Source organism: Pseudomonas sp. CFBP 8770 (assembly GCF_014841705.1).
Taxonomy (GTDB): domain Bacteria; phylum Pseudomonadota; class Gammaproteobacteria; order Pseudomonadales; family Pseudomonadaceae; genus Aquipseudomonas.
Genome location: NZ_JACYUL010000008.1, coordinates 75,749 through 88,262, shown reverse-complemented (window position 1 = coordinate 88,262; position 12,514 = coordinate 75,749). Strand labels below are relative to the sequence as shown.

Genomic DNA, 12,514 nt, shown 5'->3' with positions numbered 1-12,514 from the left:
CGGCGGGCATCGCGTTTTCTACTGCGTGAACAACCAGTTGGCCTTGCCCAGGCTGATGATCTTGGGAAACTCGGAGGCGGTTACCACGGTGGTGCAGTAGTGCTCGCCGCAATCCCACGGGTTCTCGCTCTCGCGCATGCCCACGCCGGCCTGGCGGGTGTCGACCAGGCGCGCACCGCCCTTGAGCAACGCACTCGACTCGATCCTGACCTGCCGCGACTGGCCCACGGCCCAGATCACCAGCACCTGCTCGTCGCCCTTGGCGAAGCGCAATTGGTACAGGGATTCGCTGATCACGCTGTGCCTGGGGTCGTAGCTGTATTGCGACAGGTACGGCGCAATGGCCTTGAGCGTGGTGTACGCCGGCTTGGGGTTGAGATCGTTGTCCAGCAGGCCGAAATTGTGCTCGCGCTCCTTGGGGTCGCGCCCGTCGTTGTACAGGTCGTACCACCACATGCCCTGGATGGCGGGATGGATGCGGGCCAGAAAGAACCCGCGCGCCAGGTACGCCGCCTGGGTGGTTTCACTGACCCCGCACGGTTCGTCGGCGCTGGGCCAGCTCATTTCCGTGAGGTACAACGGCACCGGGCGTTGGGCCAGGGCGTCGAGCCGAGTGGAGATGTCGCTGAGCCATTTGATCCAGCTTTCCGGCGTGTTGCCGCCATGGTCCTTGCGGCAGTGCACGTACGGATGCAGCGACAAGCCATCCAGATCATCCATGACCCCGGCCTGGACCAGGCGGTCGGCGAAACCTTCCTGCAAGCCCTGGGTAGTGACTGCACCGGCTATCAGGCGCACGTTCGGATCGTTGCTGCGCAACAGTTCGCTGGTCTCCTTGATCAGCGCGGCATAGTCACGGCTGAAGGCGTCGCTGGTCGGGTCTTCCAGGTCCCATTCGTTCCAGATCTCGTAGAAGTCCACCTGGCCACGCAAGCGTCGGCTGACGAAGTTCACGTAGTTGGCGAAGGCATCGCGCACGAACGGGCTGCGTGGCTTGGCATCGCGTTCGTACCACTGATTGCCGTAGCCCAGGATCAGCATGTTGCCGATCTGCCGGTCACGCAGGGCCTGCAGATAACGCTGCCAGCCCAGTGGGAAATTCAAGCGCTTGGGCTCCAGCTCCACCGTGGACCAGAACAGGTCATCGCGTGCCGATACGATGCCGGCTTCCTTCATGAGCAAGGTCGGCCGTGCCACCGGCCCGGTCGAGTGGAGCAGATGGGTACCCACACCCACGATGAAATTGTCGGCGGCCTTGGCATGCCCGTGGGTGAACAACCCCAGCAGTAACAAAACCAAACGTTGCAGCAATCTGGGCATAGAAAGGTTCATGTCAGTTGGAGGCCATCTGGGTAATCATCACGGTTGCTGCGACGTCGTTCGGTAATCAGCCAATGGCTGGGCATGGCCTTGCGGCGCAGGGCATGGGCAACGGCCATGCCCAGGAAAAGTCCGCAGACCGGCACTTCGAGGACATCGGTCGTCCAGCCCACTACCACCACGCACAGGGAAATGCTCAGCAGCCCGCGGCCCATCCAGCTGTTCTTGCTGCGCAGCGTCATCAGCAGCGGCAGCAGCAGCGCATACAGCACCGGGCCCATGAGGCCGAAACAGGCCCACAGGTACATGAACAGGCTGTCGGCGACGGCCGGGTACTTGACGTTGTCCACCGGGAACATGTTCACCGCACTGCCGACCATGCCGAAGCCGCCGCCGGTCCAGTTCCAGTCGCGGCGCAGCACTTCATCGGCCAGGCGCGGCCAGGTGTTGATCATGCGGTCGTACAGCGATACCAGGCTGCCTTCGGCGCCACTGGCGGCCAGGCTCGGATCCAGCGGTGTCCACAGGCCGATCAGCGGCAGCGCGGCGCCGACACCGACCAGCACCGCGAACAACACGCGGCAGAGCAGGCGCTGGTTGTACAGCGGCATCACCAGCAGGGTCACCAGGAACGCCGCGGCGGTCGACTTGTTGGTGGTCACCAGAATGGTCGCGAAGGCCAGCGCGAGCAGGCCCAGCATCAACACCTTGGAGCGCATGAAAGCGCTCAGGTACAGGGTGAAGATCGCGGTCAGCGTTGCCGCAGTGGTCGACATTCGGGCGAAGCCGGCAGGCCGGTCGACGCCGTCCGCCGCCCAGGTCATGTTGCCGGTCAGCTCTTGGTCGCCCAGGTTGTAGCTGTAGCCCTTCCACGGCACCGAGAACATGCTGTCCACGTACACACCGGTGATGGTCGCTGCCAGGCACAGGCCGACCGCCCAGCCCAGCAGCACGCGGCGCTGCTCCAGATGCTCGCCGCAGACCAGGCCGAACAGCAGCGGGATGTACACGAAGATGCTGAACAGCGGGTTCGCCAGCGCTGCGCCGTGCAGCAGGCCAAGGCCGGCCGAGAGCACCAGCCCCAGCAGCAGTACCCAGAACAGGCGGTGCGCCTTGAAGCTGGTCAGTTCCAGCGCGAACAGCACCACACACAGCACTTTGGGCAAGTACAGCAGGGCCGAGATGCCGGCCTGGTCGAAGTAATAGCGCAAGGCGCCGGAAAACGTTTCGGCCAGCAGCAGGCCGATCGCGGTCCAGACCACCAGCGTCGACTTGTTCACCGCAAGTCGCGCTGCCGGCGCCTCAAAGTGACTGAGTGACAGGGCTGATTTCATGATGGACATTTCTTCTTTGCAGAACATCGAGGAACAGCTGTTGGTAACTGTCGAGCATCCGTTCCTGGTCGAGCAGATGCTCGACGCTGTCACGCGCCTGGGCGGCCAGGCGTTCGCGCAGTTCGGGGTCGCGGTACAGCTGCAGCATCGCCAGGCCCAGGGTTTGCGGCTCGTCGGGGTTGCACAGCAGGCCGTTGACGCCGTCCTGGATGATCTCCGGCAAACCGCCGCGGGCACTGGCGATCACCGGCACCGAGTGGGCGCAGGCTTCTACCGCCACCAGGCCGAACGGCTCGTTCCAGATCGACGGCACGATGGCCACGTCGATCTGCCGATAGAAGGTTTCCGGCGACTGGTAGCCGACGAAGTGGATGTTCTCGCCGCCGGCTTCCTGCTTGAGCAGTTGCTCGTAGTCCAGTTGCCCGCGCCCGGCGATCTGCAAGGTGGCATTGAAGGGCAACCGCTTGAACTGGTCGATCAGCCAGCGCAGGCCCTTGGGTTCGGACAGCGTGCCCAGGTAGCCGAAACGCAGCGGCTCGGCCTGATCCAGGCGGGCGAAACGCGACGGCGCGTGGTCGATTTTCGGGCTGGCGTTGTAGATCACCTGTTGCGAAGCATTGCGGAAGAAGCGTGCATCGGTGAGCTTGCCCAGCAGGTGCTGGCTGACCCCAACCACCGCGTCGACCTGGGCCGAACGTTCGGCATGGCCCTGACGGAAATGCTTGCACAGGGTGCAGGGCGTCTTGCAGGCGGCGTTCTTCTTGAACATGTTGCTGCTCGGGCACATCAGGTACATGTCGTGCAGCACCTGCACCAGCGGCAGTCCGGACTTGGAGATCTCGTCCCATGCCGACACCGACCAGCCACTGAGGTTGTGGCACACCACCAGGTCGACCTTCTCGGCTGCCAGCACGTCGCGCAGGTAGGTGCGCATGCCCATGTTGTACTTGTCGCGCAGATGCCAGCCCAGGCGTGCCAGCGCGCCAGGGCGCTGTTCGCTGAAGTGCCAGTAGGTGTTGAGCAGCCCGGCGCGATACACCTTCACGCCTTTCACGTATTCATGCTTGAGGCCCGCGTCGGGACCAGTGCTCAGCACGCACACTTCGTGGCCACGCTGGTGCATGCCCTCGACCGTGCGCTGCAGGACGATTTCAGCACCGCCGCCGATGTGCGGCGAGTACAGGCTGCTCAGGAACAGTATCTTCATAGTGGGTAGGATTCGTGAATGCCCAGACGACCCGATTCCCCGTCACGCATGGCTTGCTGAAGCAAGCCCAGGCGTCGGTCCGAACCGCTCCTTTTTGCGAAATAGCGCAGCAACAGCAGAAACACGGACCGATTGAGCCGGTACAGCAGGGTCGAGCCGGCCCACACGTGCTTGTCGAACCAGGCCTGGTTGCGCGCGGTGTAGTAGGCGCGCAGGTCCGAGTTGCCGAGCAGGAAACTCTCGAAGATGTTGTTGGTACGCGCCTTGGCGTTCCACGATTCTTCCAGGTCGTCGAGCAGCGCTTCGGTCACCAGAAAGATCTGCCCACCACTGGCAGTGATGCGCCAGGTGTACTCGGTGTCGTCGGCATACAGCAGCAGGTCTTCGAGCGGCAGGCCGATCTTCTGGAACACGCTGCGGTGCGCGAGCAGGCCGCCGTAGGTGGTGAATGGCAATTGCACCAGCGGCTTGCTGGTTGCCTTGCGCCCGGCAGGCTTGCCCCAGGGCGTGCGGCGCCAGAGCTTGTAGGGCAACTGCGCGACATGAAAACCGAAGCAGCTGGAGCGCAGCTGGATCGCGTAGCGATGCGGCACGCCGGAGGCGATGTCGGCCTGATGATTGGGACGGAAACCGATCACGGCGGCCTTGTCCACGCCGACGATGCGCTCGCACTCGTGCAGCCGCTGGTGCAGGGTCTCGACCGCGCCCAGGGTGGGTGCATTGTCGTCGTCCATCAGCCAGAGGTATTCGGCGCCCAGTTGCAGCGCCGCTTCGATACCGACCTTGTAGCCATTGGCCGAGCCGGTGTTGCTGGGCAACTCGATCACGGTGATCTGGGTTGGCCACTGCGTACGCAGCGAGTTCAGGTCGGCGCGCGACGCGTTGCTCACCACCACCACCCGTTCGATGTGTGCAGAGGCCAGCGAACGCTCGATCAGCGCTTCCAGGTAACACAAGCGATCGCCGTACGTCAGTGTCACCAGCGTGGTCTTGGCATTCATCGAACAGCTCTCCTAAAGCATCGTATGTCTGTGCGCCGCTCAGCAGGCGTGCGCGGTAAGCCGCTGCAGGCTGCTGCGGGGCAGGCTGATGCGCTGTTCGCGCTGCAGCATGTTGAGCAGGATCACGGCGCGTTCATCGCCGTCCTCGCAGAGGAAAATGGCCTGTACGTCACTGTCGCCGTTGCGCACACGTACCGCTTCGCCTTCGGTGAAGCGCACCGCGTTCGCCGAACTGCTCTGCGCGCGCTGGCGGATGCTGGCGATCAGGCTGTCCGGCACCGGGCACGGCATGCCGCCGAAGGCAACGATGCGGCACACGCCACGGGTCGAGCGGATCGGGTACCAGTTGTCGTTGCAGTCCAGGCGAATGAACAGGTAGCCGGGGAACAAGTCCTCATCGGCCACGCGGCGGCTGCGGGTCAGCACAGGGGCGGCGCGCAACGGGCGAAAGCAGTCGTATTGCTGACGCAGCAGATGTTCTTCGGCACGGGCTTCCTGCCGCGGCTTGGTCTGGATCAGGTACCAGTTGGCGTTGCTGTCGAAGTCGTTCATGAGCGCATCTCGATGGCGTGGGCGGAGGGACTGGTGACCACCTTGAAGGTGTCCTGCGCAGCGCTCGGCTTGAGCGTGCTGTAGCAGGGCAGCCACTGGCGGATCCGTGATACCGGGTTGAACATCAGCACGTCGATGATCGACAGGTTGGCCACGAACGGGTCCTTGAACTGCGTGTAGCAAAGCTCGTCCATGCGGTGGAAACGCAGCTCCAGGTCGTGACGAGCGAAATATTCCTCGTCGTACAGGGCCGTGCCGCCGATGGGGTTGAGGTAGCGCTGCGCATCGAAGTGCCGCGCCAGCTTGACCACACGGTCCTGCTTGTCCTGCACCTGACGCTGGTCCACCGGCAGGGTGGACATGACGTGGATCGGCGTGTCGATCTGCAGGTACTCGCAGACCTTGCGCAGCGAGTACTCCAGGTACAGCGCCAGGTTGCGTTCCGGGTAGGTCAGCAGCGGCTTGAGCAGCGCCAGCACCTCGTCGCGGTAAGGCGCGCGGGAGTAACTCATGGCGATGCTCTTGAGCAGCTTGTCCAGCACCTGCGGAGCGTTGTCACTGAGCTCGCGCTGATTGATCGCCAGGTCCGAACGGTCCTTTTTCAACGGCAGGGTGAACAGCGTTGCAGCGCCCGAGCTGAGCAGCCTGTTGCGGTTGACCCAACCGGGGTGTACGTACTGCAGGCTGTCGCCGAGCACAAAGGCATCGGCGCCGGCGATCAGCTGGAAATAGCCGAAATAGGGAAACCAGTAAGGCTGCATCATTGCTACGGTTCTGGACATCGGGAGACTCCTGCCTTGCTAGGCGATTACTTCTTGCTCGGCGAATAGTCGTAGCCGTAGGCGGCGCAGTCGTACTCGGCGGTGGACGCCTTGCGGATCACGCCGTTGAATATCGCGCCCTTGACCAGCACGCCGTTCTGCGCGAGGCGCCGTTTGCTGACCTCGATTTCCTTGACCGAGCTTTGGCCAAAGCGGGCCACCAGCAGGGTGGTCCCGGCCTGGCGGCCGATCAGGCTGGCATCGGTCACGGCGATCACTGGCGGGGTGTCGATGATCACCAGGTCGTAATGCGGCGACAGCTCGCGCAGCAGCTTGCTGAAGTTGTCATGCATCAACAGCTCCGAAGGGTTGGGTGCAGCGAAACCGCAGGCGATCAGGTGCAGGTTGTCCACCTCGGTGGCGTTGATCACCTCGGTGTTGCCCAGGCGTGCAGCCAGGGCATCGGACAGGCCGTGCTTGGGCTGCAGGCCGAACGATCGGTGCAGGTAGCCCTTGCGCATGTCGCCGTCGATCAGCAATACGCGCTTGCCGGCCTGGGCAATGATCACCGCCAGGTTGGCGCTGACGAACGACTTGCCCACGCCCGGCATGGGGCTGGTGATCATCAGCACGTTGTTGCGCGCTTCCATCATCGCGAAGTGCAGGCTGGTGCGCAGGCTGCGCAGCGACTCGATGGCCAGCTCGCTGGGTGCGGCCACGCTGAGCAGGCGCGATTCGCGATTGGTCACGCCCTTGTCGCGTTTTTTCTGCAGGCGTTCCTGCTGACGCGACAGCGGCAGCGAGGCGTACACCGGCATGCCCAGGTTCTCGATCACTTCCGGGTTTTCCACGCCGCGGTAGAACGCCTGGCGGATGAAGATGATCGCCACGGCGACCAGGGCACCCAGCAGCATCGCCACCAGCACGATGACGGCGCGCATGGGCTTGACCGGTTCTTCGATGTTGCTGTCGGCCTTGTCGATGATCCGGACGTTGCCGATGTTGCCGGCGCGGATGATGTCCTGTTCCTGGCTCTTGTTCAGCACCAGGGTGTAGGTCTGGGTGGTCACCTGCATGTCACGGGTCAGGCGCAGCAGTTCCTGCTGGGTCTCGGGCAGGCCTTTGATCTGTGCCTGCAGGGAGGTCTTCTGCGACTCGATCTGGCTGATCTGCTGGCTAAGTGCGGCTGATGCAGGGTGCTGACGGGTGTACAGGCGATCAAGGTCGGTGCGCTTGAGGCGCAGCTCGGACAGTTGCGCATCGTAGGCCACCATCTGGTCGAGCAGTGCCTTGGTCTCCAGAGTGATGTCCACCGACTTGGTGCGCATCTGGAAGGCGTGCAGGGCTTCTTCGGATTTCTCCAGTTCCTTGCGTACCACCGGCAATTGCGAGCGCAGGAAGTCCAGGCGCTGGGCGGCTTCGGCCGAACTGCGTTCCACGTTCTGGCGTACGTACAGGCGGCTCACTTCATCCAGCACGCGGTTGGCCTGTACCGGGTCGGTGTCGTTGATGCTCAGGTAGACGATGCCCGAGTCCTTGCCCGATTCGGCCACGCGCAGACGCTGCTGGTAGTCCAGCGAAGTGTTGAGCAGGCGATTCTTCACCAGGCGGAATTCAGTGCCGGGGCGGGCGGTCAGTTCAGCCAATTGCAGGGTGATGCCGTTGCCCTGGCTGATCTCGCCGACACGACCGCTGAGCAGCGGCGCACCAGCGGCGTCCACCAGTCGATACGTCGCATTGGGCCCGGCGACCAACGTCATGCGCTCGCCCAGCAGGTTGGCCGGCACGTCCAGGTTGAACACGTCGATCTTCTCGCCGCCCCAGGCGAACGCATCCAGACCGAACAGCGGGGCGGCCAGTTTCTGGCTGCCGGTGGGAGTGAATTCGCGGGCCATGTAGCGGCCGATCGCCGGGAAGTAGCGCGGCGTGGCCACCACGTCCAGCTTGAGGTCGCTGACCACCTGGCCGAGCACGGTGCGCGACTTGATCAGTTCGATCTCGGTCACCGCTTCCGATACCGAGGCCGGCTTGGTATTGAGCTGCGGGGTGGCATCCAGACCGACCTTCTTCGGCTCGATCTGGATCATGGCATTGGCCTGGTACACCGGCGTGGCAATCACGGCGTAGAAACCGCCGAGCAGGGTGAACAGGGCCACCACCACGACAATCAGTTTCTTGTGATCGAACAAGGTCCGTAGAATCGTCGCGAGATCGATCTGGGTGTCCTTGTAATACTCCAGGTTTGTACGGTTCATCGCGGTCATCTTTGTCGATCCTCAGATCTCAGGTAGGGCAACCAGCCTTCGATACACCGAGTCAATTCGGTGTAGGTCCGTTGAAAGGCGGCAATGGGGCGGCGATAGGGATCGTCGATTTCGAAGTCGTCGCGCCACTTGCCGATCAGGAACGTCTTGCCTCGCGTGTGCGGGGCCTTGCTGGTGATGCTGCGCAACTGGCGCTGGTCCATGACCAGGATCAGATCGGCCCAGCGCACCAGCTCGTCGGTGAGCTGGGTGGCAGCGTGCGCCGGCCGTGGCACCTGGTTATCGGCCAATACCTGCGCGGTAAGACTGTCCATGTCGTTGCCCACGCACGCGGCCAATCCGGCCGACTCGACCTGCAGGTGCGGCGCGTGCTTGCGCAACAGGGCCACTGCCATGGGGCTGCGGCAGATGTTGCCGATGCAGATCACCAGAACCTTGTTGATCATGTCGTCTTCAGCCCCTCGCCGCAGCGGGCGTCAGGCGTCGCAGCAGGTTGCGGCTAACGTTGCCCGACACGTGCAGTACGGCCTTGAGCTTCTGCACCGGTCTGATAGCGGCGATGCACATGCCCGACACCTGGACCAGAAAGTGCTCGTAGAGCACCCGGTCGCCCTGGCGGAAGTAGTAGTTGGCCAGGCACGCATAGGTGTGCAGGGTCATCTGCAATTTGCTCTGGTTCGGGCGCTGGGAAAAGATCCCACCAGGGTGCAGGCGGTAGCGCGCCGGTGCGATGTCGGCCAGGTACTTGCCCTTGCCGTGGGCACCGAGCATCGACCACCAGCACAGGTCCAGCACCGGTGCCTGTTCCAGCTCACGGGGCAGCTCGTGCAGCACGTTGCGAAAGCAGGTGGTGAGCGTCGAGATCGGCCGGGTCTTGAGCAGGTCCATGGCGGTGGCATCGGCCTGGTACTTGCCGGTCAGCTGGATCCCCTTGTCACCCTCGCTGTCGAAGGCCATGGCGTCGTGGTAGGTCAGCACGTAGTCGCGGTTGGCTTCGAGGAAATTCACCTGCTTCTGCAGCTTGAGCGGATCGATCCAGTAGTCGTCGCCCTCGCAGTAGGCGATGTACTTGCCCTGCGCCCGGTTGAACAGGGCCGGGAAGCACCAGCGGCCCAGTTGGTACTGGTTGTGCTCGTGGAACACCGGCTTGATGATGTTCGGGTACTGTTCGGCGTAGCGGCTGATCACCTGCGTGGTGCCATCGGTTGAAGCGTCGTCGTTGATCAGAATCTCGAAGGCGAACGTGGTGCGTTGCGCCAGGAAACTGTTCAAGGTCTGCTCGATGTACTCGACCTGGTTGTAGGCCGGGCACGTGATCGACAGCAGCGGTTCCTGGCCCTCGGGCCAGGTGTGCATGATCTGTTGTTCGGTCCGGTTCATCGTTCGACGCTCGCTCTGCTCAACTTCAGGAAAACCCGCTGGGCCAGTGGTTTGTAGGTCGCCGCCACCAGGGTCAGCGTCAACACGCCGCACACGGCCAGGGCGGCGAAGATCACCAGGCGGTTGTTGGACCCGCCGGCGATGGCCGTGAACAGCGGATGGGTCAGCAGCACGCCGAGCACGGTGCTCAGGCTGATGCGCAGAATGTCGTGCAGCCAGGGCCGGTGCAGGCCTGGCGCCAGGCGCCGATGCACCACTTGCGGCCACAGTGCGAACGACACCAGGCGCAGCAGGAACCAGGTCACGGCCGCGCCCAGGGCGCCAAAGCCGTACACCGCGATGATCATCGCCGGCACACTGATCGCGGCCGAAATCACGCTGTACCAGATGTGCAGGCGCATTTCGCCGTAGGCGTATTGCAAGTGGTACTGGAACGCGCTGACCGCCAGGATGGCGCTGCCAAGGGCGTACCAGAACAGGATCGGTGCGCCCCACTGGGCAGCCTGCGTGTCACCGCTCCAGGCGAACAGCAAGGGTTCGGCATAGAACGCGATGATCGCCGCCAGGGGAAACAGAAAGGTGCTGACGAAGCGGCTGGCACCCAGGTACAGGGCATGCATGTCGCTTTCACGGCCTTCGGCGACCTGTACCGTCATGCGTGGCAGCAGGGTCTGCACCAGCGGGTTGATCATCATCATGATGCCGGTGGTCAGCAACGCGACCAGCGAGAAATACCCGTATTCGGCCAGCGGCAGTACCTTGGACAGCAGCACCTTGTCCAGCTGGGTCAGAACGATCCACACCACCGCGGTCAGCGAGACACTGGCAGCGAACGGCAGGATCGGTTTCACCAGCGCCCAGTTGAACCCGCTCAAGGGGGTCGGTGCGGGCAGATGGCGGTAGGCCTTGGCGGCGAAGATCAACGTCTCCACCAGCGCCACGAACAGTTGGAATTCGAAGAACACCTGCGCGTCCTGCGACACCCAGGTCACCAGCACCAGGCCGCCGAAGTAGCGCAGGGTGGCGATCACCACGTTGGCGTTGTTCAACCAGGCGTGCATTTCCAGGCCTTGCAGGCCGCTCTTGTACAGGGTGGCGAACAGGCGCAGGCCCACCATCACGCCCATCAGGATCACGCAGTTGACGATGGTGCGCGGGTCCAGGGCCTGGGCCTGCAGCCAGTGCGTGGCCATCCAGTCGCTGGCCAGGTAGACGGCCAGCGCACACACCACGGCCATGGGCAGGAACACCAGCTCGAAGGAGCGCATCAACCAGCCGCCGATGCGCTTGGCTGCGGCGCTGTCGCTGCTGCCCTGGTGATGCGCGATCTGGCGCACCAGCGACGGCGAGACGCCGGCGTCGAGCAGCAGCAGCCAGGCCTGCATCACCGCGTAGAAACCGATCAGGCCGTACGCCTCGGCGCCCAGATGGCTGAGGTAGAACGGCATGATCAAGATGCCGATCACCAGCGCATAGGCCTGGCCCAGGTAGCTGAGGGCGGTGTTGTGGATGACCGAAAGCTTCTTCATCGACGATTGCCCTGGTTGCACGCTTTCAGGCTTTGGTTACGGCGGTTCATACGGCGGCGGCCCATGCAACGGGTTGTGGGTAATGCAGCTCGTGGCCGCGCAGCAGGGTATCGATGACCTGATCCTGAGTGGCGCGCGCCAGCCCAGGGTAGATGGGCAGGCACAGCACACGGTCGCTCAAGCTGCGCGACTGGTACTGGACCGCTTGCGGTTGCAGATAGTCCAGGGTATCGAGCGAGGGGTAAAAATAACGTCGTGGGTTGATGCCGTCGGCCTGCAGCGCAGTGCGCATGGCCAGCACCTGGGCTTCGTTCTGCAACGCCACCGGGAAGTAGCTGTAGTTGATCTGGCTGTCGTCGGCCTGACGTTGCAGGTCCAGGTAGCCACCCAGGCGCTGGGTGTAGTAATGACCCATCTCGGCGCGGCGCACGAGGATGTTGTCGATGTCGTCGAGCACGCTCAGGCCCATGGCGGCGCAGAACTCGTTGAGCTTGGCGTTGGTGCCCAGGCCTTCGATCTTGTCGACGTCGGTGATGCCGAAGTTGCACAGCTTGCGCACACGGGCAGCCACATCGTCGTCGTTGGTGACGATCGCGCCACCCTCGATGGTGTGGAACAGCTTGGTCGCATGAAAGCTCAAGGTGCTGGCATCGCCCCAGTTGAAGACCGACTGGCCGGCCTGTTTCACGGCGAAAGCGTGCGCGCCGTCGTACACCACCTTGAGGCGGTACTGGCGGGCAATCGCTTCGATGCGTTCCACCGCGCAAGGGTTGCCGAACACGTGGGTGGCAACGATGGCGCTGGTGTCGGGCTGCAGGCTGGCTGGAATCTGCTCGGGGTCGATGTTCCAGGTGTGCGGGTCGATGTCGGCGAACACCGGGCGAATGCCTTCCCAGTGCAGCGAGCTGCTGGTAGCCACGAAGCTGAACGGCGTGGTCACGGCGCTGCCGGACAGGCCCAGGGCGCGGTAGGCGACTTGCAGTGCCAGGGTGCCGTTGTTGGTCAGGATCAGGTGGCGCACGCCCAGGTAATCCTTGAGGCGCTCCTCCAGCTCGCAGCACAGCGGACCGTGGTTGGTCAGCCAGTGGGACTCGTAGATACGGTCCACATAGGCCTTGAACTTGTCGATGTCGCCCAGATAGGACTTGGTTACGTTGATCATTTGC

General features: G+C 63.4%; 11 protein-coding genes. All 11 read right to left on the bottom strand.

Translation table 11 applies throughout. The annotated features are described in order from the left end of the window. Window positions 1-18: 18 nt before the first annotated feature. From IFT98_RS18325 to IFT98_RS18275, 11 genes are read right to left on the bottom strand one after another with little or no spacing between them, the layout of a single operon-like run. Window positions 19-1,320 carry a hypothetical protein gene (locus tag IFT98_RS18325; protein WP_192050934.1) on the bottom strand — a complete coding sequence of 434 codons (1,302 nt, stop codon included), beginning with the start codon at window positions 1,318-1,320 and terminating at the stop codon, window positions 19-21. Window positions 1,321-1,328: 8 nt separating this feature from the next. Beyond that, on the bottom strand, window positions 1,329-2,654 hold the full coding sequence (locus tag IFT98_RS18320) for a hypothetical protein (protein ID WP_192050932.1): 1,326 nt from the start codon (window positions 2,652-2,654) through the stop codon (window positions 1,329-1,331). Further along, window positions 2,623-3,861, bottom strand: coding sequence for a glycosyltransferase family 4 protein (locus tag IFT98_RS18315; RefSeq protein WP_122795576.1), 1,239 nt, complete (start codon window positions 3,859-3,861; stop codon window positions 2,623-2,625). The genes IFT98_RS18320 and IFT98_RS18315 overlap by 32 nt, the downstream gene beginning before the upstream one ends. Continuing rightward, window positions 3,858-4,862 carry a glycosyltransferase gene (locus IFT98_RS18310; RefSeq protein WP_122714911.1) on the bottom strand — a complete coding sequence of 335 codons (1,005 nt, stop codon included), beginning with the start codon at window positions 4,860-4,862 and terminating at the stop codon, window positions 3,858-3,860. Before IFT98_RS18310 ends, IFT98_RS18315 begins: the two co-directional genes overlap by 4 nt. A gap of 39 nt (window positions 4,863-4,901) precedes the next feature. Next, window positions 4,902-5,414 (bottom strand): transcription/translation regulatory transformer protein RfaH, encoded by a 513-nt coding sequence (rfaH, locus tag IFT98_RS18305; RefSeq protein ID WP_192050930.1) that lies wholly within the window; start codon window positions 5,412-5,414, stop codon window positions 4,902-4,904. Next, window positions 5,411-6,196, bottom strand: a complete 786-nt coding sequence (locus tag IFT98_RS18300; protein ID WP_122795575.1) for a WbqC family protein — start codon at window positions 6,194-6,196, stop codon at window positions 5,411-5,413. Before IFT98_RS18300 ends, rfaH begins: the two co-directional genes overlap by 4 nt. Window positions 6,197-6,222: 26 nt before the next feature. Further along, entirely contained in the window at window positions 6,223-8,439 is a 2,217-nt protein-coding gene (locus tag IFT98_RS18295) for a polysaccharide biosynthesis tyrosine autokinase (protein WP_192050928.1), read from the bottom strand. Beyond that, a complete protein-coding gene (locus IFT98_RS18290; RefSeq protein WP_122477112.1) occupies window positions 8,436-8,885 on the bottom strand; it encodes a low molecular weight protein-tyrosine-phosphatase in 450 nt (149 codons plus the stop codon). The genes IFT98_RS18295 and IFT98_RS18290 overlap by 4 nt, the downstream gene beginning before the upstream one ends. A gap of 7 nt (window positions 8,886-8,892) precedes the next feature. Then, complete coding sequence (locus tag IFT98_RS18285) at window positions 8,893-9,819, bottom strand: glycosyltransferase family 2 protein (protein ID WP_192050926.1); 927 nt, start codon at window positions 9,817-9,819, stop codon at window positions 8,893-8,895. Continuing rightward, a complete protein-coding gene (locus IFT98_RS18280) occupies window positions 9,816-11,348 on the bottom strand; it encodes a lipopolysaccharide biosynthesis protein (RefSeq protein ID WP_192050925.1) in 1,533 nt (510 codons plus the stop codon). Before IFT98_RS18280 ends, IFT98_RS18285 begins: the two co-directional genes overlap by 4 nt. A gap of 46 nt (window positions 11,349-11,394) precedes the next feature. Beyond that, complete coding sequence (locus IFT98_RS18275) at window positions 11,395-12,510, bottom strand: DegT/DnrJ/EryC1/StrS family aminotransferase (protein ID WP_192050923.1); 1,116 nt, start codon at window positions 12,508-12,510, stop codon at window positions 11,395-11,397. Window positions 12,511-12,514: the final 4 nt, after the last annotated feature.